Genomic DNA, 16,278 nt, shown 5'->3' with positions numbered 1-16,278 from the left:
ACGATTACATTGCTGATGCTGGACAGGCACCTGGGGAACTTTCTTGTCGCCAGCCCGGTGCTGGCGGCGCTGGCGGCGCGCCGCCAAAGCCAGCTGGTGGTTCATGGGCCGCATCTTGCCCTGATCCAGCGCATGCCCGCATTGAAATGCCCGGTGCTCACACTTGGAAGGGGTGGCGGACGCCTGCGGGAGTTCTGGAATTTCGCAAAGCTGTTACAGCGGGTCAGAGCGCAGAAACCAGCCATTGCGGTGGATTTCGGCGGCAGCGGCAGCGGCGGCACCGTCGGGGCATTCAGCGGCGCTCCACGACGCATCTGCAGGGATAGCGCCCCTTACGCACGCCGTTTCAATGAACATGTTCGAAAGCCGGAGAACACCGTGCACCGTATCGACATCTACGGTGCCATTGGTCGCGCTGTCGAGCCTGACTTGAGCTGGGCTCGACCCGAGTTGGCGGCACTGCCCGAGGATGCCACCCGCCTGCAAAAGGTGGCGAAGACACAGCAGATACCTGTTGACCGGCCGTGGGTCTGCCTGCATGTGGCGGGGGGTAAAAGCTACAAGCATTGGCCACTGGACCGCTATGCGCAGCTGATCGACGCGCTGTACGCCCGAGGCATGCAGCCGCTGCTAATCGGCGCGGGCCCGGACCGAGGGGCTGCCGATCAGGTTAGTGCGCTGGCTCAGACGAAGCCCATCGATCTGGTGGAAAAAATCGACATCGGCACGCTGATCGGGCTGTTCCGGAACACGGCGCTTTTCATTGGCAACGATAGCGGCCCCATGCACATGGCTGCAGCCAGCGGGACGCCAATCGTAGCGCTCTTCGGTCCGACAGATCCGGAGCGCTGGGGCCCTCTCACTGACCAAGTGGTTGTCGTCCGCGGGACAGAACCCATTCCTCCCAGCGAAGGCAAGAAAACTTTCCCCGACGGCCGCCGGATGGACAGCATCCCGGTGGACGCCGTTTTGCAGGCAATCGATGAAGCGGGAGAACGTTTTCGAACACGGCTGCCATTCGACCACTCTCCCGGCACACAGACATGAATCCACTTCGCGACTGGCGCAACATGAGCGAGAAACAACGCCTGTTCACGCGCAAGAGCCATTTCATTGTCTCCATACCGAAATCCGGCCGAACCTGGCTTAGAGTCTTCCTGCATGCCTACTACAGTCGCCTTCTGGGGTCCATGGAGCCCCCGAACTCGCGCGACGTCTACGCTGACGGGCGACCGGCCTATCAGTTCACCCACGACCGCTACTCCCACCTGACGATCGCCAACCCGTGGCAACGCTTGATTGGCCGTTACCTGATACCGCCGGAACGCCGTCGCAACGCCAGGATTCTCCTGCTGGCCCGGGACCCGCGGGACCTTATGGTATCCCTGTATTTCCAGAATACCCGCCGGGTTAAGGGCAGCCAGACGTTTCACGGCAGCATCGACGACATGCTCAACGACAAACGATACGGCGTTGATCGCGTCATCAAGGTAATGAATGGCTGGCTCGAGGAATGGGGAGACCAGGAAAACCGGCTCCTGCTGTGCCGTTACGAGGCCATGCACCAGCAAGCCACCAGCACGTTCAGCCGCGTGATCGAGTTCCTTGGGAACGGCGAAATCGATCAGCACGCCCTGGACGACGCGTTGGGATATAGCCGTTTCGACAACATGCAGGCCAGGGAAAAACAGCTTTCCGGCAACTCGCCGAGCGCCCTCAGACCCGGCAACGCTGACGACCCGGAGTCATTCAAGGCCCGCAAGGGCCGCGTTGGCGGTTATCTTGACTACCTGACCAGCCCACAGGTCGCCAGAATCGAGCAGGCCATGGAAAATCTCGACCACCGATTCGACTATGCGACTGGACGCAGCGAATGATTACCCTGCCGGAGGTTCTGCGCCAGTGGTTCGCGCAGTGAGCGCTTGATTCCGGAGAGGTATTTCCGCTCCACCAGCCTCGCGGCACGAGGCCAAACCCGCGGAAGCCTCCCCACCTGCACCACCCCGGTGGAAAGGTAAGGTCGTCGTAACACCGGGGCGACCTCGCGAATGACGGCCCGGGGCAGCGTCCGAATTCGCATGTGCTCGTCCATAACCCCCTGAAGGAACGCTTGCTGAACAGCGGTCGGTGCCGTATCAGTTATCGCATCCAGCTTGACCAGTGGGTCCAGGAAAAGCCTGCGGTACAGATAGCCCAGCAAGCGATGCCCCGCCCAGAGGCGCCGCCACAAGGGCTCATGGAAAGCTGACGCATAATCCAGGTGCAGCGCCAGGCCATGCGACTCGTCGAATAACAGGTTATCCAAATTGCGGTCCCGCATTCCCAGTAGAAATGCCGGAGGCAAGGACCTACCCAGGGCATGAAAAAACTCCGTCTGGTCCAGGGATTCTCCCCGAGACTCGACCAATAGTCGGACAGGCGGAGCTTCACAGAAGGGCATGCAAATCCACCCTTGCCCCAGATCCTCCACCGCGAGAGCCGGCGAGCCAATGGCGAATAGAACCCGGCTCACGAGACTTTCCTGTTCCGGCCTCTCCGCCCGCTTCACAACCATCGCGTGGTCTTCCGTGCGCAACACGAACACGTCCCGCACGAGATGCTCGACGGGAAGCTCGCTCAGCTGCAAACGCCTGAGAAGCTCATTCTGAACGCTAACTGGTAGACTCTGCGCCTGAGTGGGCGGCCCGGATGTCATGCGTGGCCCTCCCGGGCACAAATGGTGGAGTGCCTGAATGATACGGCAGGATGACAAATCGATGACAGCACACGCGCGACCGCTTACTGATGGCTGAAACGACTCAAGCCTCGCCGCTTGCAGGCCAGCACCTGCTCATCGTACTGGAGAAAAAAGGCCATGTGGGCGCCAATATCCGAGAGCATTTCAAGGTCTATCGGGAAGCGGGCGCCAGACTCACGCTTTGCTTTCTGACCGGTGACGGCTCCGAATATGCTCCGGACGACCCAGACGACACAGTGATAGGCCTCGGCCTCACCGAACGCGAGAGCAAGCGTAATCGCATCAGGACCGCCTGGCGGCTCGCCGCCGTCCTTCGCCAGCGCCAACCGGACCGAATCATCGCCGACCAGTACAAGTGCGTCGCCAGCGCGCTTCTGGCGAGTGCGATTGTCCGCTTCCACGGTCCGATCTACGCACTGCTGCGTGGATATTACGCGACCGATTCCGCAAGCCGGCGGCGCCTGTACCGCCTGTTCCGCAATCGTCTGACCGGAATAATCGCGTTGACCCAGGCACAAAAGGATCGCTTCGGCGCGAACATGCCCTGGTATTTTCCCGACCGGATCCATGTCGTTCACAACTACATCGACACAGACGCACTAAAAGCCAGCATGCTGGACCGTCAAACGGCGCGTGAGCAGCTAAACCTTACGGCAGATGCCTTCGTCTTCGGCTGTATTGCCCGGTTCGATCCCTACAAGCGCATTACAGACCTGCTGCAGGCCTTTGCCATACTCCTGCCGGAGAGTCCTGATGCCCGACTGGTCATTATCGGTGATGGCCGGGAAGGCTTCGCACTCCGCGAAGAGGCAATTGCGCTCGGTATCGATCATCACACTCTTTTCACCGGTTTTCTGCCAAAGGCGAACCGCCTGATGCGGGCGTTCGACGTTTTTGTCCTACCCTCTGAGGGTGACAATTTCGCGCGCGTGTTCCTGGAGGCGATGGCAGCGGAATTGCCGGTGATCGGGGTAGAAGGTGGTGGCACGCCGGAGGTGATAGATGTGTCCGATTTTCTGGCACCGCCTCGTGACCCACCCGCTCTTGCGGCCCTGCTGGCGCGCGCGCGTCGAACCGACGCCTTCGAACGGCAGACCTGCGGAAAGAATCTGTCACGCTCGGCCAGTGCCAGATTCACGGAGGAAAAGCTCAAAGACCAGCTACTCGCCGTATTTCGGGCAGGACCAGCATGAGCGAACCCCGGATCACGCCGTCAGGCAAGCCAATGCGTATCGCCGTACTCTCGGACCACCTCCGCGGCCTCATCGGGCAGGGTGGCGGCGTCGACAGATGCCAATGGCGTCTGGCCAATGAATACGCCCGCCGCGGATATCTCGTCGATATGGTTGTCTTTGACAAGGATGGCATCGAGCCGTCAATGATCCCGGCGAATATCAACCTTCAATTCATTCCGAGAAGTAGCGCCTCGCGAACCAAGTTTTTTATCTTCACCCGGCTTAAAGGCCTGCGGCCCCTCGTCGCGAGACCAATCCTCCTTCCTCTCAAGCCAAGCGCGAGAGTGCTCCACCTCCCGGCGCTCGCCGACTACCTTGAGACACACGCTCCGGATCTTCTGATATCCGCTGGCACCTACGAGAACGTCACCAGCCTCTTGGCAAAAAAAGCGGTAAACTCGAAGACAAGAGTCCTCGTCAGCGAACGGAATCCTCTCAGCGAAAAGCTGACCAAACCAAAACACGCGAAGAAAGCGCGGTGGCGCCATCTTCCTCCATTGATGGCGAAACTCTACCCAACCGCCGATGCCGTTATCGCCATATCAGAAACGCTAAAGGTCGATATCGCGAATAACATCCCGTCCTCGGATCTTCCGCTTTGCGTGATCTACAACCCGGTAATCGACCGAAACGAGGACTCGTTGAATGCGGCCCGAGTTCCCGACCACCCGTGGCTCCAGTCGAAAGAATATCCGGTTATAGTTAGCGTCGGGCGCCTGCGCCAGCAGAAAGATTACTTCTCCCTGCTTAAAGCAGTCGCGACAAGTTCCAGAACAACACCCATGCGATTGATTGTCGTCGGTGACGGCCCACAAAAAGAGAAACTCGAACAGCGCGCTGCTGATCTTGGGATTGCCGACATCGTTGATTTCGTCGGATATAAAGAAAACGCGAGAAGCTACATTGCCCACTCCGACGTGTTCGCCCTGACATCTATATACGAGGGTTTACCGGCAGTTTTAATCGAGGCACTGTATTTCGGTGTCAATATCGTCGCTACCGATTGCCCAGGAAGCAGCCGTGAGATTCTCGAAGACGGCCGCCACGGCTTCCTCGTTCCAGTGAAGGATCCAGACGCTATTGCAGGAGGGATACTTAGCGCTCTATCGAAGCGTCCGAACCGGGATTCACTCAGCGCGCGGGCCGCATCATTCTCCGTCGAAAGGGCCGCTGAACGGTACCTACGAGCCGCACAGTTTTTAAAATAGATCAGATGCTTACAGCGATTTTGCGCTTCTCATAAACGGAAAATGCACCCGTGTACTTGTCCCCACTGCCTCGAGCATCAATTACATATTCCGCACTGCGGGCAGCCGCGGAACTGGTCCAGCTCCGCGGGTAGCACACAGGTTCCACTCCCGTTAATTTGTGCCATAAGCCGTACCGCGGATTGGAAATTTTGCTCATTTTTCCAAAAATCAATGGAAATCCTAACTAGCGGAAACAAGAAATGAGTCTTTCAAAAATCATTCTGAACAAGGTTCTATGGGCGCAACAAGGCGACCTTTTCTGCAGACGATTCGCTCTCGCGAACAAAGCATATCTAGGATGGCCAATTTCGCTCGATTGGAGCCAGGAGGAACACCACTACATCGTTTCTGACAAGGACTTTAGAATTCATGTCGCCAGAACTGCTCGCATTTCGCGGTATAAGAAGGGCATCAGAGAACGGCTGGAGAAGATATATAGTAGCTATCTTCTTCATCATGTCCCGATCTCCGAAGATGATACTGTAATAGACTGCGGGGCCAACATCGGGGAGGTCGGCCTCTATCTCGCAAATCGATTTGGATGCCGAGTTTTAAGCATCGAGCCTGAAGAGCGGGAGGTCCGGTGTCTACACAAAAACCTTAGGGGACTGAAACATACAATAGACCATGCCGCGTTATGGAAAACGAGTGGCGAAATGGACTTGTTCGAGAAAAACGATACGGGCGATAGCAGCTTATTCCAGACAGAAAACTTTGCCTCCAGGAAACGGATCATTACAAGAACGCTGGACGAATTGGTTAAAAATTCCGGAGAAGAAAAAATAAAGCTTCTAAAGTTAGAGGCGGAGGGCGCAGAACCAGAGATACTTCAGGGGGCCGGAAGAACGCTTCCGCTAATTGAATACATAGCTGCCGATTTGGGTCCAGAACGAGGTGCGTCACAGGAAAAAACAGCGCCGGAGGTAATTAATTACTTATGCAAAAACGGGTTTGATTTGGTTGACATATCCCAAAAACGCTTAGTTTGTCTTTTCAAGAACAGAAGCACCTGATCAGTGCTCTCCACTCAGTCAATGTTATTCCAATTGATGGTTAAGTTTTTATCCGCCTATTTTATACTATCGCGCCCAACTGGGCACGTGTCGGTCAGCAGTTTTTTCTCTATCTTCTTAGCGAAGTTTGTCCGCTGTAGGCCAGTGCGAGGGGCAAAAAGAAGGAAACCCATACATGAGGCTCGACTCGGTAAATTATCTCGTGACCGGTAAGTGATACATTAATCACGCCGAACGCTATCAGCCCAAGAACAACCCTGTACTCCCAATCTCGCCGATGTCGATAGGCACGAGAAACGGCAAAGACAACCAACAACACAAGGAGAGCGAGTGCAACAAGTCCGCCCAGAAGAAAAGCAACGAGAAACAGGTTGTGCGGACTGTAGAACGTCTTGCCGACGGATTCGACGAAGATCTCCCGCTCCACGCTTAACCCATGACCGAAAAACGGCGCCTCGAGTCCCGGGAGCAGAGCAGCTTGCCAGATATCCAGACGATAGGTAGCACCTCTTTCGATAAAGCTGCGTCCCGGACCAAAGAGTAGCTCACTTGCGATTAGGGCAATCCCGACGGCAATTGCGCCAAGAGCAATCCACTTCAGGCGGCCGTGGACGATGAATGCAACTCCCATGGCGGCACCCAGCGCGAGAAGCAGCCCTCGACTCTGGCCGAGGAAAAGGAATAGCACCACGAAGACGAAGGTTGCGCCGAACAGGGCCTTCATCCATGGACTGAGCGATTTCTCAGTAAAAAGCAGCAACCCGGCCAGCGCACCGGCGAACGCGAGCCCGACTGAACCCCTGATCGGGTTATCGGAGTAGAAAAGGTGATTGTATACCCTGCCCTGAAGCCCGTTCGCAGTCCCATAGAATTGGAACGACGACCACAGGACCGCAGCGCAAGCAGCGATCGACAGCACCAGTCCGAGTTTCACCAGCACCCGGGAATCTTCGCTGGCAGCGACCAGAACCACGGAAAAATAAATTAGTGAGAGTACGGCCCAGCGAAAACGATCAAAGGGATCTATTTGATCTTCCCCTGGCCCCCAGGCAAGACTCAAGAGCAGGAACAGGAAGAGAGCGGCTAGCAGGCGGATACCGGTATTCTGAAGGATTAGTCGCCATTGTTCTCTCGTCGAGAAGACAAGAAAGGGCAGAAAGACTGCGAAATAGAGCACGTCGCGATGCAGGCGGGAACTAGAAAAGACAATGAATCCGGAAGCGAAAATCGCAACGAGCCAAGTCAGCAGGTTGCGGTCCCAGTAGAAGCGCCTGACGTTTGAAAAACCCTCCCTGACAACCTGCGTCAGCACGTCAAGACCCTCTTGCTCTAATTGTCGAGCGACGTATCAGTCTGTAGCTCCTTCACCCAGTCCTCATCGAATAGGGAATCCCGCTTGTCTTCGAGCTTTTCCTGGTTCCTGCGATGGGTCTTGTGCGGCGAAACTGCTGCCGTACCGTGAGACAGATGAACAATCTTCGGCATCATCTCGTGCACCGGAATCACCCGTGTCTCATAACCGGCATCCCAGAGCTGTGCGGAAATCGAGTAGCCACCACTCTGATCATAAAAGCCGTTCTTGCCCTCGACGCTGCGAAACGTCAAGCCGCTATCAATGATCGCCTTACGCCGATACATGGCGCAGAAGTCTTTCGGATAATGGTTCTGTTTCCAGACGTAAGTCTTTTTCTTCAAGCCCAGAGCATATTTTATGTTGCTTCGAATGACGTGGAACACCCGCTTCTGCAGCTCGTAGAAGCGGTTGACCTCTTCCAGCTTCCAGGTTCCGACACCAGCGATGTTTTCACCCTTCGCGAATTCCCTGAAGTAAGGATCCAGCCAGTCGCTGCTCTTGACGAACAGGTCCGTATGCATGGTCATCAGAAACTCGCCTGTCGCCTCTTTTACCGCTATGTCATGCGAGGTCCAGACATTGTGCGGAAAGTTATGCAGTCCTTCCTCGGGTCGTTCGATCAGCCGGATCCATTTGAGGGAGCGGAGGTAATCGAGGCTTTCATCCTTGGAGCCGTTGTCAATCACGATTACTTCCACATCCCTGCCTCGCGTGTTCTTCCGAATCGAACGCAGACAGGGCTGGAGCAGCGGCAACACCTGCCAATGCGGAATGGAAATGCTGATGCGGCCTGGAACCATTTCGGCAGTCACGGCAACCCCTTCAGAACATTGCACCTTGGTGGCGCGCAAGCATAGCACCGCTACCCACACCACGACACGCGACCATATCCAGACCGGTAGCGACGGCTACCGAACCGGCACCGCGCCTTGCCAGATGACCAAAACCAGTCTCGGGCGCAGACGCGGGAATAAATCAGTGTTTCCCTAGAGCCGACTGAACAAGTCTCGCACGTGTAGATGTGACAATATGATGACATTCCCAAGCACGGACTCCACCATCGCATGGCGAGAGACATCTCAATCGCGGGCAACCAGGACCGATGCCCGGTCATCGAGCTTGACCCGAAGCGGGTCGGTCTCATTGGGCGACGCCCCCCGGATTTCCTCAAGTGGATGCCGCGCTACGAGCATTACGGGCTGCCCTGGCCAATTCGCCGGGGGTTTTGGGATCGGTTCGTCCTGCCATTCGCGGACCATCCGACGTTTCGTGAAGTTGAAACGCTGCTGGCCGCCGATCTGGACTATGAACGCCTGCCCAGCTTTCGCGCGGCTCTGACGCAGCTCCGCGAGAAAGGCCACGCGCAGCTGCCTCAAATGCGCCGCAATAGGGCGTTTTCCAGCGAGCCAGCGGTACGGAGGCATTACGAAGACGTCGTTAGCCTCATTACCAGTATCCAGCAACATGGCTATCTAATGGACGAGGAAAACGGAATCGGCCTCGGCGTCGGCCACGATGGCCGCCTGATCAAGCTCAAGCACGGCCACCACCGACTGGCAGTCGCCCAGTTGTTGGGAGTGGAACGCGTCAGATTTCGGGTTATTGCCGTGCATCCGGCCTGGATGCTTCGCTCCATGCCAGCCCATACGGTAGCTCTTGGCGACGCGCTGGAGCAGAGCCTGAGTGCCTGAACGCGGTGCCGCAGATATCGGCAAGTTTTCCCGCGAAGCACATCACCCCCATCGCATGGTTTATCCTGTGCCGGCCCGAATCGCGGATTGGCGCCCCAGCTCCGCATTTTTTACTAACGCGAACGAGGATTCATGGGCAAGGCAACCGACAAGGCAACGCTGAAAAACAAGATCGAGCAGGGACAGGTCACGGCGGGCCAGTCCTTCATCATCTACAAGCGGATCCTGACCTTTCTTGCGCCCTACTGGCGACTCGGATTACTCGCCGTCGCCGCTATGATTCTAGCCGCCGCCATGCAGGCGGCTTTCGCCTGGATCGTACAGCCACTGGTGGACGGCACCTTTATCGAGCAGGATCCTGCGGCGAGGATCTGGGTACCCTTCGGACTCGTTGTGATCTTCTTCTTCCACGGCCTGACCTCGTTCGGCTCTGAGTACACGGTTGCCTGGGTCGGGCGCAACGTGGTCAAGGACATCCGACAGGCCGTTTTCGAAAAATATCTTAGGCTGCCTGTCGCCTTTTTCGACCGCAGCTCTCCCGGCATGCTTCTGGCCAAACTGACCTACAACGTCACCCAGATTCAGAGCGCAGCGTCCAATGCAATTGTTGTTCTGATTCGCGACACCTTCACCATCATCTTTCTGGTCGGCTACATGTTCTGGCTCAGCGGCTGGCTGGCGCTTGTGTTCTTTGGCCTGGGGCCGGTCCTGGCCAGCATCGTCAACTGGGCCAACCACAGATTCCGGAAAGTCGCGCGCAAACTGCAGACATCTGTCGGCAACTTCGCACAAATCGCGGAAGACAGCATTCGCGGGCAAGCAGAAGTGAAGATTTTTGGCGCCGATCGATATGAAGCCGATCGGTTCGAACACATCAACGAGAAACACAGAAAGCAGCAAATGCGGCACACGATGATCAAGGCGATGAGCCAACCGTTGATGCAGATGGCAGCGGTAGTCTCACTAGCGATCATCCTGTTCCTGGCTACCAGCGACCGCGTCATGGAGACCGTTACACCGGGCGGGCTCATGTCATTCATCACTGCCATGCTGCTCCTGATGCCGCCGCTGAAGCGCATCGTCAATGTCAATGCCGAGATCCAGAAGGCGCTGGCGGCCGGTGAAAGCGTATTTGAGGTGCTCGACGAACCACCGGAACCGGATTTCGGCACCACGGCTCTTGAGCGGGCAAAGGGCGAGATCGAATATCGTGGCCTGAGCTTCGCCTACAAGCCTGAAGACGGTCCGGTACTCAGGGACATCAACCTTCGAATAGAACCCGGCCAGACGGTAGCCCTTGTCGGCCGCTCGGGAAGCGGCAAGACCACGCTCGCGAGCCTGCTACCGCGTTTCTACGAACCGACTTCCGGCGAGATCCGACTGGACGGCCTGCCGGTCACGGATTACCGCCTGAATGACCTACGTCGGCAAATCGCCCTGGTCGGTCAACAGGTCGTTCTGTTCAACGACACGGTCGCGAATAACATCGCGTATGGTCTGCCTCATCCACCAACCCGTGAACAGCTGCTGGAGGCAAGCGAAGCGGCCAATGCGCGCGACTTTATCGAACGACTGCCGCAGGGATTCGAGACAACAATCGGCGAAAACGGCGTGATGCTCTCTGGCGGTCAGCGCCAGCGTGTGGCCATTGCCCGTGCCCTGCTCAAGGATGCACCGATCCTGGTTCTGGACGAGGCCACCTCTGCGCTGGATTCCGAATCCGAACAACTGATTCAGGATGCACTGGAGCATCTGATGGAAGGCCGCACAACGCTGGTCATCGCCCATCGGCTGTCAACAATTGAGGACGCCGACCGGATCGTGGTGTTGGATCAGGGCGCGATCCTTGAGACAGGGACCCATTCCGAATTGCTGGCGCGCGGCGGGACCTATGCAACGCTGCATCGCAGCCAGTTTGCGGAATAAGCATGGGCCTCACGACACGGCTTCGCGTCACATGGTCCCCGTTCTTTCGACGGTTTCCGGCGAAAACGCCGGATATGGCAGAGCGCGTCAATCGCCGCATCGCGGTCTCGCGTAAGCCTTCCTACATCTATTTCCGAGTTCCGAAGGCCGCCAATTCCACGGTGATTCGAAATCTGCGTTACGCAGAGGAAGGTGCAGATATCGACATGCCCAAGGAAAAGGAAGCCTTCCTTAGGCCAAGCGCACTCTGGTGGTGGGAGGTAAGCCGGCTCCGAGAGCGATTTTTCCTGTTCACCGTGGTCCGCGACCCTTACAGCCGCATATTGTCCGCCTATCTGGACAAGGTCCAGCGAAGTAATCGCCGCTCCAAGGTACTTTCCGGCCTGGACCTAACGGACGACGATGCGGCAATCGGCTTCGACGAATTCTGCGATTTCCTGGAGCGAGGCGGACTGGACTCCGACGCCCATTGGTGCCGACAAATCGACTTGATTCCATGCGGACCAGCGTACTTGCATGCAATCGGGCGGGTCGAATCACTTGCCCAAGACCTGCCGGAAATTCTTCATCGGGCAACCGGTGTTCGCCGCAAGACACTTCAATCCCATTCACCCCACAAGACTGGCGCCAGTGAACGTATGCATACCGTCTACACAAAGGCCCTCGCCGAGCGCATCCGAACGATCTATAAAGCGGACTTCGACGCTTTCGGCTACGACCCCGAACCCGATTGGCTGAAGGATGTTCGGTAGACAGTCCTCGAAATGACCCAGACGAACTCCCAATCAAGGCTACCGCTGCGAGAATCACCCCGCTCCATCTGCATCCTCCGCTTTTCGGCGCTTGGGGACGTGACCCACATGACGCCGGTGGTGCGCACGCTGCAGCGGGAGTGGCCGGAGACGGCGATCACCTGGATTGTCGGCAAGGCCGAGCATGCCCTGGTCGGCGACATCGCCGGCGTCGATTTCCGCGTCTTTGACAAGACCGCGGGGCTGCGAGGGTATCGGGATTTGTGGCGGCAACTGCGCGGCAAGCGCTTCGACGTGCTGCTGCACAACCAGTTCGCACTGCGGGCGAACATTGCCAGCCTTGGCATCCGCGCCGGGCTGCGGCTCGGCTATGACAAGGCGCGCTCCAGGGACTTCCATGGGTTGTTCGTCAATGCGCGCATTCCGCCGCATCCGGGCCAGCACGTCATCGACATCTATTTCAGCTTCATCGAAACCCTGGGCGTCAGCCGGCGCCACATGGTTTGGGATATCCCGGTTCCGCCCGAGGCCGACGCCAAGGCACGGCAATGGATCCCTAACGGCAGCCCTTCCTTGGTAATCAGCCCGTGCTCCAGCCATCACATCCGTAGCTGGTCGGCAGAACAGGCCGCCACCGTTGCGGAGCATGCGGTTCGTCAACACGATCTGCAGGTTCTGGTCACGGGCAGCCCCGCTGGACACGAGCAGGCGCTTTGTGCCGCTATCGCGGAGCAGGCGGCGGTCCCGGTCACCAATCTGGCCGGTCAAACCTCCATCAAGGAAACCCTGGCCCTGCTCGGCCGCGCGACAGTGGTCATCAGCCCCGATTCCGGCCCGGCCCACATGGCCAACGCCATGGGCAGGCCGGTCATCGGACTGTACGCCTGCACCAACCCCGGCCGGGCCCGGCCGTATTACAGCGGTCAATGGTGCGTGGACAAGTACGACGAAGCGGCACGCATGGTTCATGGTAAACCTGCCAGCGAGTTGCGCTGGGGCACCAAGATCGAACGTCCCGGCGTCATGGACCTGATCTCCGCCGCCGATGTCATCGAACGTCTGGATGCCCTGATGGAGAGTGGCGCGACGCACACCGGGCGATGAGCTCGGGGGTATTATTTCAGCGGGCACTCCGTCGCAATGCGACATTGTGCTGCGAGGTAGGGCGTATTTTCTCGACGGATCACACCGCGCGGATCCGCTTCGCTCGATCGGCCCTACGCGACCTCGGGGCCACCATCGTTTTTCGCAGGGTGCATTAAGCGAAGCGAATTCACGCGGTGTGATCCGTCGGCGGTCTGTAAAAAGCTCTGATTTATTCGCACGCCGGCGTTGACGTCCGCATTGACGGCAGCGTGGGAAAGAGGCTATGCAGAGCAGGTGGCGATGCGCTTTGGCCAAGTGCCTGCAGTAACTGCCTGGAGTAACACTTGAAGATTCTGGTTACCGGACACGCCGGCTTTATCGGCTTCCATACCGCCCGGCGCCTGCTACGGGACGGCCATGCCGTGGTTGGCTTCGATGTGGTCAACGACTATTACGATCCGGCCATCAAGGAAGCCCGGCTACAAGTGCTCGCGGACGAAGCCGCGGCCATCGGCGCTGATTACACCTCGATCCGGCAGGATCTGGCGGATCAGGCCGCGGTCGAGGCCTGCTTCAGGCAGCACGAATTCGATCGCGTGATTCACCTGGCCGCCCAGGCCGGTGTGCGCTACTCGCTGGAGAACCCGCGGGCCTACACCCGCAGCAATATCGATGCCTTCGTCAACATCCTGGAATGCTGCCGCCACGCTGAGACACCCCATCTGACCTATGCCAGCACCAGCAGTGTCTACGGCGCCAATACCGACATGCCGTTCAGTGAACACCAGGCCACGGTCCACCCATTGCAGTTCTACGCTGCGACCAAGCGCGCCAATGAACTGATGGCGCACAGTTACAGTCACCTGTTCCGCCTGCCAACCACCGGGCTGCGCTTCTTCACCGTCTACGGCCCCTGGGGCCGGCCCGACATGGCCTTGTTCATCTTTACCCGCAACATCCTCGCCGGCGAGCCCATCCCGGTGTTCAACCACGGCAATCACACGCGGGATTTCACCTTCGTCGATGACATCGTCGAGGGCGTCATCCGCACCGCATTCGACATTGCCGAGCCGAACCCCGCCTGGTCCAGCGACGCACCCGACCCGGCAAGCAGCAGCGCGCCATGGCGCCTGTTCAACATCGGCAACAATACGCAGGTGCCGCTGATGCATTACATCGAGGCGCTGGAAAAGGCGTTGGGGCGGAAGGCGGAAATCGATTTCCAGCCATTGCAGCCGGGCGACGTGCCGGCCACCTATGCCGACGTTTCCGAATTGCACCAGGCCACGGGTTATCAGCCGCGGACCAGCATCGACGACGGCGTCTCGCGCTTCGTGGACTGGTATCGCGACTACTATGGAATAACGCGCTGATTCCCGGTTGTATTGGGGGAAGGCGGGCTTGGGTGGGGGCATACCGGCAACGGATCACACCGCGCGGATCCGCTGCGCTTGATCCGCCCTACGCGGCCTCGGGCCGCCGTGGGGTTCGTAGGGTGCATTAAGCAAAGCGAATGCACGCCGTGTCAGGCAGACCGGAGAAGGACGACAAACCGGACAGGGCGAAGAACGGGCGGCACGGGGGACGACGACGGCGCGGGGGCATCCTGCCAACGGATCACACCGCGCGGATCCGCTGCGCTTGATCCGCCCTACGCGACCTCGGGCCGCCGTGGGGTTCGTAGGGTGCATTAAGCGAAGCGAATGCACGCCGTGTCAGGCAGGCCGGATACGCACCGGCGCTTTTCGTGGCATGCGGTGTGAGCCGCGAGACGCCGGAACCGGGTTGGTCGACAACGAATAATGGGTTACGGGCCAGGGATTCGGGGGCGAGGAGCACATGACTCAGGACACGTTCAACGCGCCGGAGGCGCCGCGGTTGGGGATTATCGGCCTGGGCTACGTGGGACTGCCGCTGGCCGCAGAATTCGGCCAGGTCCTTCCCACGGTGGGTTTCGACATCAATCCCACCCGGATCAACGAACTCCAGCGCGGCCACGATCGCACGCTGGAGGTCACGGCGGAGGAATTCGCGGCGGCAGGCCAACTGGAGCTCACTGCCGATCCGTCACGGCTCGCGGACTGCAACGTCTTCATCGTCACCGTACCGACTCCGATCGACATTCACCGCCGGCCGGACATGCGACCGCTGCTCGCCGCCAGTCACACCGTCGGGCAGGCGCTCGGCCCCGGTGACCTGGTGATCTTCGAGTCCACCGTCTATCCCGGCGCCACCGAAGAGGACTGCGCCCCGGTGCTGGCGGCGCAATCCGGGCTGCGGGTCAACGAAGGCTTCTTTCTCGGCTACAGCCCGGAACGGGTGAACCCCGGCGATCGCGCGCACCGGATTCCGGACATCGTCAAGGTCACATCAGGCTCAACGCCGAAAACCGCCCGCTTCGTCGATGAACTCTATGGCCGGATTATCCGCGTGGGCACCCATCCGGCTCCCAGCATTCGCGTGGCCGAGGCGGCCAAGGTCATCGAGAATACCCAGCGGGACGTCAACATCGCCCTGGTCAACGAGCTGGCGAAGCTGTTCGAAAAGCTCGACCTGGACACCGAGGCCGTACTCCAGGCAGCCGGCACCAAGTGGAATTTCCTGCCGTTTCGCCCCGGCCTGGTGGGCGGCCACTGCATCGGCGTCGACCCGTATTACCTGACCCACAAGGCGCAGGCAGTGGGCCATCACCCGGAGATGATCCTCGCCGGCCGCCGCACCAACGACGGCATGGGCAGCCATATCGCCGACCGCACGGTAAAGGCGATGATCCGCAAGGGGTTTCCCGTGGTTGGCTCACGCATCCTGCTGATGGGCCTTTCCTTCAAGGAGAATTGCCCGGACCTGCGCAACACCCGGGTGGTGGACATCATCGCCGATCTGCGCAGTTACAACGCCCAGGTGGATGTCTGGGACCCGTGGATCAACGCCGATGATGCATGGGAGGAATACGGTCTGGAGATGCTGCGCGGTGAACCCGAGCAAGGAGCCTACGACGCGGTGATCCTCGCCGTTCCCCACCGGCAATTCCGCGAGCTCGGCGCTGAAGCCCTGCGCCGGTTCGGCAACGACCACGCGGTGGTCTTCGACGTGAAATCGGTGTTTCCCGTCGGCAGTTGCGATTTGCGACTTTAGGGAGTCTGCGCGGGGCGATTTACAAAAATCGACCCGGATCACACCGCGTGGATCCGCTGCGCTTGATCCACCCTACGCGGCACCGGGCCGGCGCTGGCT

Annotated in this window: 14 protein-coding genes; 11 read left to right on the top strand and 3 right to left on the bottom strand. The window is 58.8% G+C overall.

Translation table 11 applies throughout. The features are described 5' to 3' along the window. Positions 1-15 precede the first annotated feature (15 nt). Together M0534_RS11795 and M0534_RS11790 are read left to right on the top strand one after the other, a co-directional pair. Entirely contained in the window at positions 16-1,047 is a 1,032-nt protein-coding gene (locus tag M0534_RS11795) for a glycosyltransferase family 9 protein (protein ID WP_248568689.1), read from the top strand. Continuing rightward, positions 1,044-1,877, top strand: coding sequence for a sulfotransferase domain-containing protein (locus M0534_RS11790; protein ID WP_248568631.1), 834 nt, complete (start codon positions 1,044-1,046; stop codon positions 1,875-1,877). The genes M0534_RS11795 and M0534_RS11790 overlap by 4 nt, the downstream gene beginning before the upstream one ends. On the opposite strand, the gene M0534_RS11785 is transcribed toward M0534_RS11790, so the two are convergent. After that, the gene (locus M0534_RS11785) at positions 1,853-2,305 is read right to left on the bottom strand and encodes a hypothetical protein (RefSeq protein WP_248568630.1); all 453 of its coding nucleotides are present in this window, start codon (positions 2,303-2,305) and stop codon (positions 1,853-1,855) included. The genes M0534_RS11790 and M0534_RS11785 overlap by 25 nt on opposite strands. A 479-nt stretch (positions 2,306-2,784) precedes the next feature. On the opposite strand from M0534_RS11785, the gene M0534_RS11780 reads away from it, so the two are divergent. From M0534_RS11780 to M0534_RS11770, 3 genes are all read left to right on the top strand, one after another. Beyond that, complete coding sequence (locus M0534_RS11780; RefSeq protein WP_248568629.1) at positions 2,785-3,930, top strand: glycosyltransferase; 1,146 nt, start codon at positions 2,785-2,787, stop codon at positions 3,928-3,930. After that, positions 3,927-5,180: a glycosyltransferase gene (locus M0534_RS11775; RefSeq protein WP_248568628.1), complete on the top strand. Its 1,254-nt coding sequence runs from the start codon at positions 3,927-3,929 to the stop codon at positions 5,178-5,180. The genes M0534_RS11780 and M0534_RS11775 overlap by 4 nt, the downstream gene beginning before the upstream one ends. Positions 5,181-5,422: 242 nt before the next feature. Beyond that, positions 5,423-6,235: an FkbM family methyltransferase gene (locus tag M0534_RS11770; RefSeq protein ID WP_248568627.1), complete on the top strand. Its 813-nt coding sequence runs from the start codon at positions 5,423-5,425 to the stop codon at positions 6,233-6,235. Between the two features lie 109 nt (positions 6,236-6,344). On the opposite strand, the gene M0534_RS11765 is transcribed toward M0534_RS11770, so the two are convergent. Both M0534_RS11765 and M0534_RS11760 read right to left on the bottom strand, forming a co-directional pair. After that, positions 6,345-7,547, bottom strand: coding sequence for an O-antigen ligase family protein (locus M0534_RS11765; RefSeq protein ID WP_248568626.1), 1,203 nt, complete (start codon positions 7,545-7,547; stop codon positions 6,345-6,347). Positions 7,548-7,564: 17 nt separating this feature from the next. Further along, positions 7,565-8,389: a glycosyltransferase family 2 protein gene (locus M0534_RS11760; protein WP_345894726.1), complete on the bottom strand. Its 825-nt coding sequence runs from the start codon at positions 8,387-8,389 to the stop codon at positions 7,565-7,567. A gap of 264 nt (positions 8,390-8,653) precedes the next feature. Between M0534_RS11760 and M0534_RS11755 the strand changes: the two genes are divergently transcribed. The 6 genes from M0534_RS11755 to M0534_RS11730 all read left to right on the top strand — a co-directional run bounded on the left by M0534_RS11755 (position 8,654) and on the right by M0534_RS11730 (position 16,179). After that, a complete protein-coding gene (locus tag M0534_RS11755; RefSeq protein ID WP_248568624.1) occupies positions 8,654-9,280 on the top strand; it encodes a hypothetical protein in 627 nt (208 codons plus the stop codon). A 132-nt stretch (positions 9,281-9,412) separates the two neighbouring features. Beyond that, positions 9,413-11,206: a lipid A export permease/ATP-binding protein MsbA gene (gene msbA, locus M0534_RS11750; RefSeq protein WP_248568623.1), complete on the top strand. Its 1,794-nt coding sequence runs from the start codon at positions 9,413-9,415 to the stop codon at positions 11,204-11,206. Positions 11,207-11,208: 2 nt separating this feature from the next. Next, positions 11,209-11,958, top strand: a complete 750-nt coding sequence (locus M0534_RS11745; RefSeq protein WP_248568622.1) for a sulfotransferase family protein — start codon at positions 11,209-11,211, stop codon at positions 11,956-11,958. Between the two features lie 12 nt (positions 11,959-11,970). Beyond that, positions 11,971-13,062, top strand: coding sequence for a glycosyltransferase family 9 protein (locus M0534_RS11740; protein WP_248568621.1), 1,092 nt, complete (start codon positions 11,971-11,973; stop codon positions 13,060-13,062). Between the two features lie 326 nt (positions 13,063-13,388). Next, entirely contained in the window at positions 13,389-14,417 is a 1,029-nt protein-coding gene (locus M0534_RS11735; protein ID WP_248568620.1) for an NAD-dependent epimerase, read from the top strand. A 466-nt stretch (positions 14,418-14,883) separates the two neighbouring features. Beyond that, positions 14,884-16,179 (top strand): nucleotide sugar dehydrogenase, encoded by a 1,296-nt coding sequence (locus M0534_RS11730; protein ID WP_248568619.1) that lies wholly within the window; start codon positions 14,884-14,886, stop codon positions 16,177-16,179. The last annotated feature ends 99 nt before the right edge of the window (positions 16,180-16,278 follow it).

The sequence above is a fragment of the Methylonatrum kenyense genome, from assembly GCF_023195885.1.
Classification (GTDB): domain Bacteria; phylum Pseudomonadota; class Gammaproteobacteria; order Nitrococcales; family Aquisalimonadaceae; genus Methylonatrum; species Methylonatrum kenyense.
This window is presented reverse-complemented; position numbering and strand designations above follow the sequence as displayed.